Below are 15,793 nucleotides of genomic sequence, written 5' to 3'. Positions count from 1 at the left end.
TTCCTTCAAGCGGAACTGCCAACAACGTAATGGGACTTAGATCTTGCGCAGGACCGCGGCAACCTTGCCCAGAATTGTTGCCTCCTCAGCGGGGATGGGCTCGAACAGCGGATTGTGGGGAATAAGCCATAGGCCGTCGGCATCCTTTTGGAATTCCTTGACTGTCGCCTCGCCATCGATCATGGCCGCAACGAAGTCTCCAAATTCGGCGACGGACTGCGAACGCACGACTACCCAGTCACCGTTGAAAATGCCGGCGTCGTGCATGGATTCGCCGACAACCTGAAGCAGAAAAAGCTCGCCATTGCCCACGAGTTCTTGCGGGAGGGGAAAGTGAGCCTCAACATTCTGCTCAGCGAGAATTGGGGCGCCTGCCGCAATCTGGCCTACAACCGGAACGTAGGTCGCCTCTGGCATGGTCTCGCCTTCGGTGGTCGGTTCCGGGATAGCCGCGGAAGTTGGCTGGGGCGAGCCTGCGTTCTTTTTGGTGCTTTCGTTCGTGAGCTGGCCACCGTCGAATGCTCGGACGTCTACGGCTCGCGGACGTTTGCCATCGCGGCGGAGATAACCCCGCTTCTCAAGCTGGGTCAGGTGATAAGAAACGGAAGAGGTGGAGTGCAGCCCAACTGCGTCTGCAATCTCGCGAATGCTCGGCGGGTAGCCGCGGATGATGGTCGAATCCCTAATGACTTCGAGGATTCGGCGCTGACGGGTGCTCAATGCCGGCTTCTTGCCGTCTTTCTGCGCCTCTTTCTCTGCGCGCTTATCGGCCTCCGACTTCGGCGGGCGGCCGAGCTTCGGGCGCGGGGTGGGGTTGTCACTCGATTTGTCGATGCTCACGGGGTGTACCTCGTTCGGTATTCGGTTCAGCTATCGCCATTGACTCTACCCGAAAACTAAACGATTACTAGTATATGTGTTCGAAAATGTTCGAATTTCGCTCGACATGTTCGAACAAGCGTGCTAAATTACTTACTGCATCGGAAATTAGAACACGTGATCTAGTGTTCTAATGTTTAGCAATAGCCTGTCTGGGGCGGATGTTTCACTGGGAACCACAGTGAAGGAAGCTGCCAGTGAGACTTTAAGAGTAGCGCTGATGTTTTAAGGAGTAATCATCATGACCACCTCGATTGTGCGTCAGGTAACGTCCCGTCAGTCCGATACCCGCGTCCGTGTGTCGCGCCACGAACGTGTTGCTCCACTACGCCAACCTAGGGTTCGCAAGCCTGACTGGGATGTGGTTGCTAACAGGTCTAATTCGAACACTTTTAGTTATGCAACGGCGCCGGTAAGGCGTTCGATATCTTTGGAAAAGGCTGCCCGTATTTCCGGTTCTAACGAAAGGGTGTTCGAAGTAGGATCGGCACGTACCGCGACTCTGCGCGCTCGTGTGGATCGCGTAGTTCACTCTCCTGGAGCGACTGTGTTTTCCTTGGGTGCAATGTCAGTGCTGTTAGGGCTTGCTCCCGTGTTGATTCCTTAGGGCGATCCTTAAGACGGGGAGCGGGGACTGTAGCTTTAGAAATCTTCTGTCCTGGTTTGGACTCAGACTAAGGTAGAGGGCGTGTTGTGTCCCTCTTGCAATTCTGAATCTTCCCGCGTAGTCGACTCGCGTTCTATCGAAATGGGCGTATCTATTCGCCGTCGTCGTGAATGCAGCGAGTGCCAGACCCGTTTCACCACCATCGAAAGGTCCGTCCTGCTGGTGGTTAAGCGCAACGGGGTGACTGAGGAATTCAGTAGGGAGAAGGTTATCAAGGGTGTTCGGCGTGCTTGCCAGGGTCGCGATGTCTCGGACGACGCGCTGAAGCGCCTTGCTCATGAGGTGGAACAGGCTGTGCGCGTGGCGCATGGTTCGCAAGTGCCAGCGAACCAGATCGGCTTGGCGATTCTCGATCCGCTGCGAACTCTAGACGAGGTTGCCTATCTGCGCTTCGCCTCGGTGTATAAATCTTTTAATTGCGCTGAAGACTTCGAGCAGGAGATCGAATCGCTGCGGGCTCATCGCCAAGCGCTAGCCGCCCCTCCCGTGGGGGATAACAGCGAAGATAACTAGCGGCAAAAAGCGCTAGCGAATCTTTTCCAGTTTCTTGCGGATTCGCTGCAGGGAAACGGAATGCGCCGTACCGAGGTTCTGGGCGAATAGGCTAACGCGCAACTCCTCGATCATCCAGCGCACCTCCTTAATCTGCGGCGACGCGGCCCGCGCAGTTGGCAAACGCTTTTTGGTCTTTTCTAACAGTTCAAAGGCTTCCTGAACCTCCTGGTCCAGGTCCTCTTCCTTGTAAGGGTCAGCCTTCATCAGCTCAAGACGGGCACGCATCGCCTCCACATAGCGTGGTACGTGGCGCATGTGCTCGATCCCATTACGGGCGATCGCATGCTTACCCAGGAAGAAGTTCAACTGCGCGTGCATGTCGTCGATCGCCTCACCGGACCATCCCTTGAGTTCCGCCGACATATCTGCGACTGCGAGCACCGCAGGAGCCAAGGCAACCACGTATTGGCGCACCCGCCCGGGCCCTTGGGAGTGGGCTACCGCCACGACTTCGTCGCATTTGTCCGGATCGCGGATCACGGGCCCCAACTTCATCAGCATGTCGCGGCAAGCTAGCGCCACAACGTCGTTGACTAGGCCATCCACACCCCCTGGAGTGTTCTCCATAGCCACTCGCTGGCGCAGAGGAAGCCCCTTTATCATCTGCTTCGGGGAGACAGTGCAGGCTGCGACCATCATGTTCAAGACCGTGGTGAACTGCTGGCCGTCCGCAGCCTGTTTGGTGGGGAAGGCCTTCAAGGTCACCCTGTCTTGAGTAGCGACGATCGCAGGGTAGGTGTTTAGAGTCTGGCCGTCTACTACTGTTTCCACCGTTTCAGGCAGCACGCCGATGCCGTCAGCGGTCCACGCATCAGCGGTGGCTAGCACGCCGGTCGAAGTTCCAGCCTGCTTCTTAGAGGCCTTCCGGCGCGACGGTGTATGCTGCGCCGCATCGCTCGGGGCTGCACCCTTGGAACGAGCTGCGGCCTGCGCAATGGCCGACGTGACCTGTCCGGCCAGCTTGTTCTGCAGGTACTTCAGGTCCCGCGATTTTTCGATCACATTGCCGCGGCGATCGATAGCTGCGAATTGCATGCGCAGGTGGCCGGGAACCCGCGACCAGTCAAAATCTTGTGCGGAGATTCCCTGGCCGCCAAGCTCCCGCAGAGCCTCGGCTAGAGCGAACCCAAACTCTCCGTCAAAGGGAACCATCCGCTTTAAGGCTGCGCTGGCGAAATTGCTGGCAGGAACCACACTCGTGCGCAACGGCTTGGGCAGGGAACGGATCAGGGCGATCGCCAGCTCCTCCCGCATACCGGCAACCAACCAGCGCGTTTCCGGCTCGGAGACGTTAGCCAACAGGGGGATCGGCACACGCATCGTCATACCGTCGTCCGGGTCACCCGGCAAGAAGACATAGCTGAGTTCGAACTCCAGGCTGCCCTGTCGCCAGACGTCTGGGAATTCGTCAGCGGCTTTCGCAGCCTCCTCCGAATCAATCAGTGCGTCTAGTGTGAAGTCCAGCTGGTGCGGGTCTTTATGGCGAGCCTTCTTCCACCAAGAATCGAAGTGTCGGGAGGACACGATCTTTTCTGGCAAGCGGGCGTCATAAAAATCAAAGAGCGTTTGATCGTCGACAACGATATCGCGGCGGCGAGCCTTATCCTCCAATTCGGTCGCCTCGGAGAGAAGCTTTTGGTTGTGGGCGAAGAAGTGGTGGCGGGTTTTCCAATCGCCCTCCACGAGTGCGTGCCGGATAAACAATTCACGCGCCAATGCACGGTCCACCTTCGACGCATTAACCATTCTGTCGGCGACGATCGGCAAGCCCAGAAGCAACACCTTTTCGTGCACCATTGCCGCCCCGCGGGAAGACGACCAAACCGGCTCGGAGTAGTTGTACTTCACCATGTGCGGGGCGATCGTTTCGATCCAGCTAGGGTCGATGGGCCCCACCGTGCGGGCGAAGACCTGAGAGGTTTCCACCAGCTCAGCAGCCATGAGCCACTGCGGGGGCTTCTTCGACACGTGAGAGGACGGGTGCACCACGAAATGCGATCCGCGGGTGCCAGTGAATTGCTTGGAGTTCCCCTCGCGCATTCCCACGTGGGTCAAAAGGCCAGTGAGTATGGACTGGTGAACCAGATCCTCGTCGATCGCCTCCGGCTCGAAAACGAGCTCCCTCACGTGGCGAATATTCGGAATCTTCCAGCTAAGGTCCTGTACAACGGAGAGCATTTGGCGTACCAAATCCATCCATTCGCGGACGCGTACATAGTGGATAAACTCCCGCTGGCACAGCCTGCGGAACTTATTCGCCGACAATTCCTGGCGCTGTTCCTGCAGGTAGTTCCAGAGCTTAAGCAGGCTCACGAAGTCTGAGTTCGCCTTGAAACGCGCGTGCATTTCGTCTGCTTGCTGCTGCTTTTCTAGGGGACGTTCGCGCACGTCCTGGATGGATAGGGCCGACACGATCACCGCAATGGGTTCGATGATATTGTTCGCGTGCCCGGCCACCAGCATGCGCGCGAGCCGCGGGTCGGTGGGGATACGCGCCATGTCGCGGCCGATGGGGGTAAGCGCTGCTTCTTTTGTGGACGCCAACGCCCCGAGCTCCTGCAGCAGAGCTACACCGTCGCGAATGGACTTGCTGTCGGGTGCCTGGAGGAATGGGAAGCGTTCAATATCGCCCAAGCCGAGGGCGGCCATGGACAGGATTACGCTGGACAGGTGGGTCCGCAGAATCTCGGGGTCGGTGAACTCCGGGCGTGCCTCGAAGTCCTCCTCCGAGTACAGGCGAATGGCAATGCCGTCGGCGATACGGCCGGAGCGGCCGGAGCGCTGTTTGGCGCTGGCCTGGCTAATGGGCTCCACCGGCAGGCGTTGGACTTTGGTGCGGTTGGAGTAGCGAGAAATGCGGGCATAGCCAGTGTCCACGACGTAGTGGATGCCGGGGACCGTCAGCGAGGTTTCTGCAATGTTGGTGGCCAGTACAATGCGTCGGCGCGGGCCTGTGTGGAACACACGGTGCTGCTCGGCGTTTGAAAGGCGCCCGAACAGTGGCAGAACGTCTACTTTTCGTGCTCCGCCGGCGCCAGCGAATTCGCCTTCCAATGCCTCGGCTGCGTCACGGATTTCGCGTTCACCGGAGAAGAAACACAGGATGTCGCCGTCGCCGGCGCGCATCAGCTCCCTACACGCCCCGACGAGGCCGTCCAGAGGGTCGGTCTCCACCTCGATGACCTCGCCGGTCTTCGGGTTCTCCCGTTCCGTCACAAGCGGCCGATAGCGAATCTCCACCGGGTAAGTGCGGCCCGAGACTTCGATGATCGGGGCGGGGGAGCCGTTGGCGTCCGCAAAATGCTTGGCGAAACTTTCGGGGTCGATGGTGGCGGAGGTGATGATGACCTTCAAGTCGGGTCGCTTCGGCAGCAACTGCTTGAGATAGCCGAGGAGGAAGTCAATGTTGAGGCTGCGCTCGTGAGCCTCGTCGACAATGATCGTGTCGTAGTCCCGCAGTAGGCGGTCGCGCTGGATCTCGTTGAGCAGCACACCGTCTGTCATGAGCTTCACGGCGGTGTGCTTCGAGATCGTATCGTCGAAGCGGATCTTGTAGCCGACCAGGGAGGTATCGTCGCCGATCTCCTGATCGAGTTCCTCTGCGATACGCTCGGCCACGCTGCGAGCTGCGATACGGCGCGGCTGGGTGTGGCCGATCACCTTTGTGCGACCGCGGCCGAGTTCCAGGCACATCTTGGGGATCTGGGTGGTCTTACCCGAGCCGGTTTCGCCCGCGATGATGACGACCTGATTGTCTTCGATGGCTTGTTTGATGTCTTCCCGCCGCTCAGAGACGGGAAGATCGGGGTAGGAAATCGGAGGGATGCTGCGGACGAATTGCGGACGGCGGCGCTTGTTTGAGCGTCGCCGGGAGCGCCTGCGCCCCTGTGGCTTGCCCTGGGTACGGCTCTCGTTGGTGGGGGATGTCGACCCGTCCGCGTCCGTCATGTGTGAATCACCCGTCTCGCTAGCCAAAACTTCCCAGATTTTCAGGGCTGAACAGGCCGATTCTAGCAACGTGCTGTTATGGGAGGAACCTACGCCCCTCCGCGCTTTCTACCCCCAAAAAAGATTAGACCAGCATAAATATTTACTTAATATACGGAAACGATCCCGCGGGTCAATGGATCTGGTCTAGTCTTTCGTCAGTCAAAACAATCTAATTTTTTAAGTAGTTTTGAGAAACGAGAGACCTCATGTGTGAACACGGCCATAACGCCACCCGAAACAACTTGCAGAACCCGCTGAGCTCCCAGCTCAGCCGTCGCAGCTTCTTCCGCGGGATGGCTGCAGTATCCGGAACCGTCCTCTGGGCTTCGGCTGGTGCGCCTGGAGCAAGCGCACAAGACGCTGCTAACGGCAGTGGGGGAGGCTTCCAGGTCGGCCGCGGATTGGCAGATATGACCGGTGAGCCTTGGGGTGCCGGTATGTTCGGCTATGCCGTGGACGAGCAAAAGACCGTCGGTATACAGCGCCGTCAATACGCTCGGGCATTTATTTTTGTTGACGCCAACCGCGACAATTCCCGTCTCGTTCACGTCACCTGCGACGTCGGATTGATGTTCCAGTCCATCCACCTGGAGGTGCTCCGCCGCCTCAAGGAGAAGTTCGGAGACCTCTACAACCAATCCAATGTCCTTCTAGCGGCAACTCACACTCACGTGGCTCCTGGTGGTACATCCCAGCACCTGATGGTTGACATCACCCACGGCGGCTTCCGCCCGAAGACTTTTGAGGCCACGGTGGCGGGGATCGTAACGGCGATTGAGCGCGCGCACGCGGATATCCAGCCTTCGGAAGTAACCGTGGCTGAAACAACGGTCGCTGATGCCGGCGTCAATAGGTCAAAGACCTCGTGGGACAGGAACCCCGAAGAGGACAAGAAGGCGCTACCCAACGGTGTGGACACACGCAGTGTGACCCTCCACGTTTCGCGCGGCGGCAAGCAGGTCGGGCTGATCAATTGGTACTCACTGCACCCGACGAGCTTCGGTGCGGAGTATAAGCACATCGCAGGCGACAACAAGGGCTACGCAGCCTGGGCGACGGAGGAAGCACACGGTGTGGTGCACCGATACCCTGAGGACGCGCCATTTGTCGCGGCCTTTGCGAACATGACCCCGGGTGATATCACTCCGAATATGGGGTTGACGCCCAACTCTGGGCCGGGAGCAGACGAGCGCGAGTCCGCGCAGATTCTTGGTGAGAGGATGATGGCAGCGACCAACGACCTGGGCAAGGACTGGTCGGCAGGCGGCATCGATGGGCGCATGCGATGGGTGAACTGCCCACAGCTGGTGGCCAGTCCCCGCTTTACGCCGGACAAGAAGGAGCACAAGCTGGGGCCGGCGGTACTGGGAGCGGCATTTGCAGGATCCTCGCAGGAAGACGGCGGCGGTGTTCCTATCCTGGGCTTCAACGAGGGGGAGCGCGGAGGTAACCCGTGGGTCCGCGACCTCAACAATTTCCTGGCTCCCCAAGAGATCAAGGACATCCACGGCCCGAAGGAATGCCTGCTGCCAATGGGGTACATCGACGGCATGATTCAGCAGGTCCATCCCTTCACGATCCACCGCCTGGGCTCGTTTGTTCTGGTGAGCCTTGGTTTCGAGCCGACGATTACCAGCGGCTTGCGCATGAAGCGCACCGTCGCGGCGGCGCTAGGTGTGCCTGAAAACACCGTCGTGGTGCAGGGATACACCAACGCCTATGGCCACTACATCACCACGCCCGAAGAGTACGAGGCGCAGAACTACGAGGGCGGCGCGACGATTTTCGGCCAGTATCAGCTGTCCGCTTTTCAGGACGTGCTCGACGAGATGGCGCACGCTCTCAAGGAGGGAAAGCCGGTGGAGGTTGGACAACCCGCGGGCGACCTCACCGGACTGATCCCGAATGTGCCGGGAAGCGACAACTGGATGGATGCGCCGCCGCCGGGAAAGAAGTTCGGAGAAGTGCTGGAAGCACCCAGGGAAGTAAAGGCCGGCTCGCAGGCGCGGGTGGTATTTGTAGGCGCGAACCCGAACAACGACATGCGCCACGGCGAGGGCTACGTGACGATCGAGGACGCCAGCGGGAAGGTGGTCGCGGACGACTCTAGCGAGAACACTCTAATCACCTTCGAGAATTCTTTCGGGCAGACACGCACCACCGTCGAGTGGGGCACACGCGATGTGCAGCCCGGCAAGTACACCGTGCGCCTCAAGGGCGATTGGAAGGCCTTCTTGGGCAAGCTGTCTCCCTTCGAGGGGACCGCTGAACTACAGGTGAGCTAGATATAGGGCAAAGGTACTTATTTTTCCGGTTGTAATTATACTTTTCTAATAATTGCTGTAGAGTTGAGGACGTGGTTCAAAGAGAGTATCGACCAACAGTCGCCCAACTGCGTACCTTCGTGACCATCGCCGAACACGGTCACTTCGGTACCGCCGCCGCACACCTGGGGATCTCCCAGCCGTCGCTGTCCCAAGCGCTGGCCGCGCTGGAAGCGGGGCTAGGTGTGCAACTGATCGAACGATCTACTCGCAAGGTGATCGTCACCCCAGTAGGGCGAGGGCTTCTTCCTTTCGCGCAAGCAACGCTGGAGAGCTTGGAGACCTTCGTCACCCACGCTCGGGGCGCCCATGGTGGCCTGGTCGGTTCTCTAGCCATTGGAATGATCCCCACCGTCGCGCCCTACATCTTGCCCGACGTGCTGCACACGGTTAACGATGTCGCACCCAAGCTGGAGCCGCGCATTGTGGAGGAGAAGTCCCCGCTGTTGGTGGACGCACTTCGCCAGGGCAAGATCGACGTTGCTGTGCTTGGCATGCCGGGCGAAGGCGGTGGGCTAAACACAGTTGATCTATACACCGAAGAGTTCGTGCTGGTTCTGCCGGAAGGACACTCTCTTGCCGGTCGGAAGGATCTGACTGTAGACGAACTGAAGAACATCGAACTGCTGCTGCTGGACGACGGCCACTGCCTGCGCGACCAAATCCTCGAGCTTTGCCGCACCGTGGACATGGCCAACGACCCGCGCCATTCCGTGACCCGTGCTGCAAGCTTGTCCACGGTGATCCAACTGGTAGCCGCCGGTTTGGGCGCGACCCTAGTGCCGCTGTCTGCAGTGGCCGTGGAATGCCAGCGTCCGGGTATCGCCCTGGCAACGTTCGCTGGCGGTGCGGTGCGCGCCGGCCGTACGATCGGGATGGCTTACCGCTCGAGCTCTACGCGAATCGATGACTACGCAGCGCTGGGGGAGATCGTGGCGCAGTCCTTCAACCATGTGGCGAAGGAAAGCCGCCGCGTGTTGGAGACGTTCCTTTAAGCGCCTTTATGGCTAGGGCTATCCCTGCACGATCGTGAGTTCCGACAGGCGGATCTCACCGGCCTCGTCCGTCGCGGCGAGGTCCACCACACCTTCAAGCGCCCAGCCGTGGTCGCCTTCCGGATCGTCGATGATCTGACGGACAAACCAACTTCCGGCCTCGGAGCCGGTGCCGCGCTTGATGAGGATGTTCTTATTCGACCGCGCGGCGGCGTCCACACCAACATCCGCATACTCGTCGAAGTAGTCGTCCATCGCGGCGGGCCAGTCCGGCGGCGAGTCCAGGTAATCGTCCATTTCCGCTAGTTCGCGCTCCTTCTCGAAGGCGAAGAGCTCCACGTGGCGGAAGAAGTAGTTGCGCACCATGCGGGTCAGAGCCTGCGGGTTGGCAGACAGCAGGTTCGTATCCTCCACCCCATAGGCGTGCTCGGCGACCTGATCCTCGGTCAGCGGGGCATCCGGGTCGGCCATCTGCACCCACTCGTCGATGAGGGAGGAATCTACCTGACGGATAAGCTCGCCCAACCATACGAGGATGTCATCGAGTTCCTCGGAGCGGTAGCTTTCCGGCACAGAGTGCTCTAGCGTGCGGTAGGCATCTGTCAGGTAGCGCAGCACCACGCCCTCGGAGCGCCCCAGTCCGTATGTGGATACGAAGTCGGAAAAAGTCATGGCTTTTTCCACCATGTCGCGGACGATAGATTTTGGACTGATTTGAAAGTCCCGAGCCCAGGGGTTGCCCTCGCAGAAAGTGTCGTAAGCCTGGTCTAATTCGTCGGCCAGCGGCATGGGCCAGGTGATGTCTTCGACGATGGCCATGCGTTCGGTGTAATCGACGCCCTCTGCCTTTAGCGCCGCGATCTCCTCACCCCGCTCCGCTTTCTGCTGCGCTATAAGCACTTGTCGAGGATCCTCCAGCACGGCCTCAAATGTCGAGATAACGTCCAAGGCGAAGGTTTCGGATTCTGGGTCCAGCAGCTCCAGCGCAGCCAGTGCGAAGGGGGAAAGTGGCTGGTTTAGCGCGAAGTCGCGGCTTAGTTCCGCGGTCAGGCGTGCATCCTTGCCACTGGGAGTGTCCGTCGCATACTCCTCGACCACGTCGGCGTTGATAAGTCCACGGTAGAGCTCAATTGTTCGCAGGATGGCCTTGTTTTGCTTTGAGCGTGTGTCGTGGTTGGTGCGCAGTAGGTGTTCGAGAGCTTCAAAGGTCCACTGGTCGCGGGCGACCACGTTCAACAACATTGAGTTGCTCATGCGGAATTGGCTGGTTAGCTCTTCTGGTTCCGCTTGTGTAAGCCGCTCGTAAGTCGACTCGCTCCAGGTAGCCTGGCCTTCCGGGGCCGAGCGCTTACGCAGCTTCTTGATCTTCTTCGGGTCGCTTCCAGCACGTTGGCGGAGGCGGAAGTTCTCGATCTCGTGCTCCGGTGCCTGGACCACAACGGTGCCTTCCGTGTCGTAGCCCGCACGGCCTGCGCGCCCAGCGATCTGGTGGAATTCACGGGACTTCAGCACTCGGTGCTTCACTCCGTCGTACTTTGTCAGCCCCGTCATCAGCACGGTGCGGATCGGCACGTTGATGCCTACGCCCAGGGTGTCGGTGCCGCAGATGATCTTCAGCAGTCCCTTCTGCGATAGACGCTCAACCAGGCGCCGGTATTTCGGCAGCAGGCCCGCATGGTGCACGCCAATGCCCTTGCGCAGCAGACGGGAAAGGGTTTTACCGAAGGCGGAGGTAAAACGGAAGTCGCCGATTTCCTCGGCGATGGCTGCCTTCGCTTCGTCGTTCACCAGCTTCATGCTTGTCAAAGCTTGGGCACGCTCGATGGCCTCGCGTTGGGTGAAGTGGACGATGTAGATCGGCGACTTGCCGTCACTGATCAGCTCTTCCACTGTCTCGTGGACGGGGGTGTAGACGTAGTGGAAATCCAGAGGAACTGGGCGGGTGGTACCCGTCACCAGGGTTGTCTGGCGCCCCGTGCGTTCGGTGAGGTCATCCTCCAGCCATTTTGTATCGCCCAGGGTGGCACTCATTAAGAGGAACTGAGCTTTAGGGAGCTCCAGCAGCGGAACCTGCCAAGCCCAGCCGCGGTCGGGCTCCGAGTAGTAGTGGAACTCGTCCATCACTACCTGGTCGATCTTCGCTTTCGCGCCATCGCGTAGAGCAATGTTCGCAACGATTTCGGCAGTGGCGCAGATGATGGGTGCCCCACCGTTGACGGTGGCGTCACCAGTCATCATCCCGACGTTCTCCGGCCCGAAGGTTTGGCACAGGTCGAAAAACTTCTCGCTCACCAGGGCCTTGATCGGTGCGGTGTAGAAGCTGCGTTGCTTACGCGCCATGGCGATGAAGTGCGCTGCGATGGCAACCATGGATTTGCCGGACCCGGTGGGGGTGGCCAGGATGACGTTGTCCTGGGCGACTAGCGCCGTGGCCGCCTCTTCTTGGGCGGGGTAGAGGGTAATGCCGCGGTCGCGCGTCCAGCCGAGGAAGGATTCCAGAATTGCATCATCAATTAGAGATTCTGGAACTTCGTCGAGGTCCGGAAGCAGTTCGGCTAGTTCGGCGGCAATACCCAATGTTTTCTAGTTTTCCTCTTGCTCGTCTGAATCGGCGCTGTTGTCTGCGCCATTCTCGTCGGACAGATCCCCATCGGACATATTCTGCAGGAACGCCTCGAACTCAGCGCCCAGTTCCTCTCCGGTCGGGATGTCTTGCCCCGGCTTCAGCAGGTTATTCTCCCGCTTTCGGCGCATGCGTTCCATCTCGGCATCGTATTGGTGCTCGAGCGCGCTGACGACCGTGGCAATCTCTTGGGAGTCCTCGACCTGGTCTTGCAGCTGGTGCTGCACCCTTTCTAGCTCCTTCTCCAGGGCCTTCAGCGGCAGCTCACGGTTAGCAACCTTCCCGAAGGCCTGCAATAGGCGCAGGGGTGCTTCTGGGTAGTCGGAGGCCGCAATGTAGTGCGGCACATGTGCGGTCAGACCGACTGTCTCGAACCCGTGGCGGTTTAGCTTCTTCTCCGTTTCCAGCGCCGCAGCTCCCGGGACGATCATCCTCGAATCCCAGGTGTGGAAGTCCTGGATCAGCGAAGAATCCGATGAGTGCGCGGAGATCACCAGTGGTCGGGTGTGCGGCACCGTCATAGGGGCGGAGTACAGGGAGGCAACCATCCCCACCTGGCCACGACGCGCCAGATCCACCACGGCATCGCTAAAAGCTCCCCATTTTAGATCCGGCTCCAGGCCACTGAGCAGAAGGAACGGGCGACCTTGAGTGTCCTTTAACAGGTGTAAATCCAGGCGCACATCGTCGCTGTCCATCACCTTGGAGTTATCGATCGTCACACCGGGGCGACGGGAGCGGTAATCGATCAGTTCATCCACTTTGAACGAGGCCACAGGGCTGTGCTCCAGGGCAGCGAGCAAATGGGAGCTGGCACTGGACACAGCCTGGCCCGCGTCGGCATAGCCCTGCAGTGCGACTAGCATCGGCAGCTCCTCGGAGCCTTCGACGGCGCTGCCCAGCCCCGTAGCTTCGTCTGCAATGGACGGGCGATCAAACTGGATCGGAGCCGGGTATTCCATCTCGTACATCCGGCCCGCAGCCTTCCGCTCGTGGCGGCCATTGTGCTCGTCACCATTGTTTTCGAAGTGCTGATGCATAGTTTCGCTCTCCCTTCCGGCGGAACCTTTTTTGAACCAAACACCGTCTGCCTAGCCTATCAGGCAGTTCGGACAGCCTAGGCCGAGACGGCGCTTAAGTCGAATAGCCAACTGGCTGTATCCACAGTTTTGAGTTATTCACAGCCCCCTGGGGCAATGCCTTCGCCCGCAGCATTTGTAGCCACGGAAATAATCTTTCTCCGCGAGTATCTGGTGCATGAGCAACTCACCCGAACACAACGAACAAAACCCACAATCTATTCCCACTGCCGGTGCTTCCGCGATGCCAGCTCCCTCGGTCCATCTCGGGGCCGACAAAGGAAAACTGATCGCCGCCATCCCGTCCTTGCTGGGCTTCCCGCCGATCGACTCGATGGTCATCATCGGCCTTATCGCTTCCTCCGAGCCGGCGGAGCCGACCAATACGGAACCCACCGGTCCCGCCCCGCTGCCGGAGAACCACCGCCGCTTTCGTATCGGCCCAGTCCTACGCTGCGACCTAAATCCTGCCGCAGTGACCGAAGCGGTTCGTGGTCTCACAAAGATTCTTTGTGACGCCCCAGCGGCAGAGGCCATCATCCTCACCGTCGGTGACATGGACGACGGCCTGCGTGCCTGTGTGGCCTCCGCCATCGAACAGCTACAGGAGGGGTGTGTGGAAATACAGTCTGCGCTGGAGGTGTCCCGAATCTCCACGGGGGAGGTCTGGACTGACGTGCTGGATGGAGAGACGGGCACCGTGGCGAACGTCGAAACCAACGAACTTGCGGATATAAGTGCACTCAGCGGAGCCCGCCGAATGGGAAACAGAGAAGAGATGGAACGTTGGTTGGACCCGGCGAACATCGCAGCACCGGATTGGATGCTGCAGGATCGTGGAGAGGCCACGACGGTCGATCTAATCCAAGTGCTAGTCGGGGTGGCTGCAGTGGCGGAAGGGCAGCGAGTGTTGGAAGAGGAATGCGAAGACGAATACCTAATTGATAGCCTCGCCGCGATCTGTTGTGATGAGTTTTTGCACACTGTTGTCATCGCGTGGTCGCTCGGCGTAAATAGCGCCATTTTGCGGGAAATGCTTGCAAGTACCGCGCGGCGGACGACAGGCTCGGTGCGTCGACGGGTCATGCTGATTCTGGCGCTGGTGGCGTCGGCTAACGACGAAGGAGTGCTCGCCTACCACACGCTTACGCGACTACTGGAGGAGCTCGAGGCGGATCTCTACACCGAGGATGCGTGTGCGAAGCTGGACCAGCTGGACAGTCTGGACAGGCTGGACGAGGCAGCTGTCGACCCTGAAGTAGCGTTGGAAGACCTGTTGCGAGGCGTGGAGGAAGCTGATGGCTCTAACAGGAATCCCCGGCTTAGCACCCTCGACGAATTCACCGCGGATCTCGCGATTGCAGCGTTGGATGCGCATCAGAGAGGCAAGATCAAACTGTTGCTATCCAAAGCAGTGCGCGCTGCTTGTACGGTAATGGCGAATGTGCAGATGGATCTGGATGCGGGGGAGGACCCGGATGATCTGCGAGAGCAGGGCGATCCCGGCGAGTCGGAAGGCTCTTCGGAAGGTCCTGGTTGGGTTCCGGAGCGCTCCTACGTCACAGTCCGAGAGTATGCCGGATTAGACCTCGCCTGGGAATACGAGCGCCTGCTACAAACGGTCGACTGGGACGCGATTAACGCTGTGCGGAATGCAACCTATCACCCAGTTGTCCGCTAAACGACCATGCATCTGAAATGATCGTGTGCAGATCGGAGCGGGTCGGGTTCCAGCCGAGTTCAGCCTTCGCCTTTGCGGAGGAGGCGATGAGTGTGGCGGGATCGCCCGCGCGGCGCGGCGATTCAACGGCAGGAATCGGGTGGCCGGTCACCTCGCGGCATGTATCGATAACCTGGCGCACGCTGAAGCCATCGCCGGAGCCCAGGTTGAAGATACGGTGTTGTCCAGCGGTGTTGGAAGCCGCAGCAAGCAAGTGGGCGTCCGCCAGATCCCGAATGTGAATGTAATCGCGCACTGCGGTGCCGTCAGTGGTGGGGTAGTCGGTGCCGAAGATGGATATGTGTTCCCGGTGGCCGAGGGCAACCTGCAGCACCAACGGGATCAGGTGTGTCTCTACCTTGTGGTTCTCACCAATGTCGCCGTATGCACCGGCGACGTTGAAGTAGCGCAGTGAAGTTGCGGCCAGCCCATAGGCGTTAGCGTAGGAGGTGATCATGTGGTCGATCGCCAGCTTGGATGCACCATAGGGGTTGGTGGGAGCAGTGGGCATATCTTCGGTAATGGGTACCTGCTCGGGTTCCCCATAGGTGGCTGCGGTGGAGGAGAACACGAGGTTCTGCACGCCGTGCTCACGCATCTGATCCAGCAGATACAGGCTGGTGCCCACATTGTGGTGCCAGTAAATGTCCGGTTTTTCTACGGACTCGCCGACCAGAGAGCGGGCGGCAAAATGCATCACGGCAGCTACGTCACCGGTCGCGAAGACATCGGAGATTACGTCACGGATGTCGCCTTCAACGAAGGTCGCTCCGTCCGGCACGGCGTATCCGTTGCCAGTGGAAAGGTCATCAACAACCGTTACGCGGAAGCCGTGCTCCAGCAGCACGCTGGCGCACACACTGCCTACGTACCCGGCACCACCGGTGACGACAATGTGGGATGAGGGGGACAGGGAGGAAGAGGAAAGATCGATGCTACTCACATTCCCCACGCTACCGCA

General features: G+C 59.5%; 9 protein-coding genes. 4 read left to right on the top strand and 5 right to left on the bottom strand.

Annotation, left to right across the window (positions count from 1 at the left end):
- Positions 1–36 precede the first annotated feature (36 nt).
- Positions 37–840 (bottom strand): transcriptional repressor LexA, encoded by an 804-nt coding sequence (gene lexA, locus CJEIK_RS05750; RefSeq protein ID WP_005295088.1) that lies wholly within the window; start codon positions 838–840, stop codon positions 37–39.
- Between the two features lie 727 nt (positions 841–1,567).
- Here lexA and nrdR point away from each other — a divergent pair.
- Complete coding sequence (nrdR, locus tag CJEIK_RS05745; protein WP_011273655.1) at positions 1,568–2,059, top strand: transcriptional regulator NrdR; 492 nt, start codon at positions 1,568–1,570, stop codon at positions 2,057–2,059.
- A gap of 12 nt (positions 2,060–2,071) precedes the next feature.
- On the opposite strand, the gene hrpA is transcribed toward nrdR, so the two are convergent.
- Positions 2,072–6,049, bottom strand: coding sequence for an ATP-dependent RNA helicase HrpA (gene hrpA, locus CJEIK_RS05740; protein WP_005295083.1), 3,978 nt, complete (start codon positions 6,047–6,049; stop codon positions 2,072–2,074).
- Positions 6,050–6,297: 248 nt separating this feature from the next.
- Here hrpA and CJEIK_RS05735 point away from each other — a divergent pair, with 248 nt between their 5' ends.
- Together CJEIK_RS05735 and CJEIK_RS05730 are read left to right on the top strand one after the other, a co-directional pair.
- Positions 6,298–8,376, top strand: a complete 2,079-nt coding sequence (locus CJEIK_RS05735) for a neutral/alkaline non-lysosomal ceramidase N-terminal domain-containing protein (protein WP_034964955.1) — start codon at positions 6,298–6,300, stop codon at positions 8,374–8,376.
- Positions 8,377–8,447: 71 nt separating this feature from the next.
- Positions 8,448–9,410, top strand: a complete 963-nt coding sequence (locus tag CJEIK_RS05730; RefSeq protein ID WP_011273652.1) for a hydrogen peroxide-inducible genes activator — start codon at positions 8,448–8,450, stop codon at positions 9,408–9,410.
- An 18-nt stretch (positions 9,411–9,428) separates the two neighbouring features.
- Here the strand turns inward: CJEIK_RS05730 and CJEIK_RS05725 are convergent, their stop codons facing one another.
- Complete coding sequence (locus CJEIK_RS05725) at positions 9,429–11,987, bottom strand: DEAD/DEAH box helicase (RefSeq protein WP_005295075.1); 2,559 nt, start codon at positions 11,985–11,987, stop codon at positions 9,429–9,431.
- Positions 11,988–11,993: 6 nt separating this feature from the next.
- The gene (locus CJEIK_RS05720) at positions 11,994–13,073 is read right to left on the bottom strand and encodes a PAC2 family protein (protein ID WP_005295073.1); all 1,080 of its coding nucleotides are present in this window, start codon (positions 13,071–13,073) and stop codon (positions 11,994–11,996) included.
- 217 nt (positions 13,074–13,290) lie between these two features.
- On the opposite strand from CJEIK_RS05720, the gene CJEIK_RS05715 reads away from it, so the two are divergent.
- Positions 13,291–14,793 (top strand): DUF4192 family protein, encoded by a 1,503-nt coding sequence (locus CJEIK_RS05715; RefSeq protein ID WP_248623859.1) that lies wholly within the window; start codon positions 13,291–13,293, stop codon positions 14,791–14,793.
- On the opposite strand, the gene galE is transcribed toward CJEIK_RS05715, so the two are convergent.
- Positions 14,750–15,784 carry a UDP-glucose 4-epimerase GalE gene (gene galE / locus CJEIK_RS05710; protein WP_172544878.1) on the bottom strand — a complete coding sequence of 345 codons (1,035 nt, stop codon included), beginning with the start codon at positions 15,782–15,784 and terminating at the stop codon, positions 14,750–14,752. The genes CJEIK_RS05715 and galE overlap by 44 nt on opposite strands.
- Between the last annotated feature and the right edge of the window lie 9 nt (positions 15,785–15,793).

Origin of the sequence: Corynebacterium jeikeium, assembly GCF_028609885.1 — a bacterium.
Classification (GTDB): Bacteria; Actinomycetota; Actinomycetes; order Mycobacteriales; family Mycobacteriaceae; genus Corynebacterium; species Corynebacterium jeikeium.
This window is presented reverse-complemented; position numbering and strand designations above follow the sequence as displayed.

Excerpts from the sequence above, each read along its gene's own strand:
- hrpA (WP_005295083.1), bottom strand. The coding sequence starts at position 6,049 with ATGACGGACGCGGACGGGTCGACATCCCCCACCAACGAGAGCCGTACC.
- CJEIK_RS05715 (WP_248623859.1), top strand. The coding sequence starts at position 13,291 with ATGAGCAACTCACCCGAACACAACGAACAAAACCCACAATCTATTCCC.
- CJEIK_RS05720 (WP_005295073.1), bottom strand. The coding sequence starts at position 13,073 with ATGCATCAGCACTTCGAAAACAATGGTGACGAGCACAATGGCCGCCAC.
- CJEIK_RS05735 (WP_034964955.1), top strand. The coding sequence starts at position 6,298 with ATGTGTGAACACGGCCATAACGCCACCCGAAACAACTTGCAGAACCCG.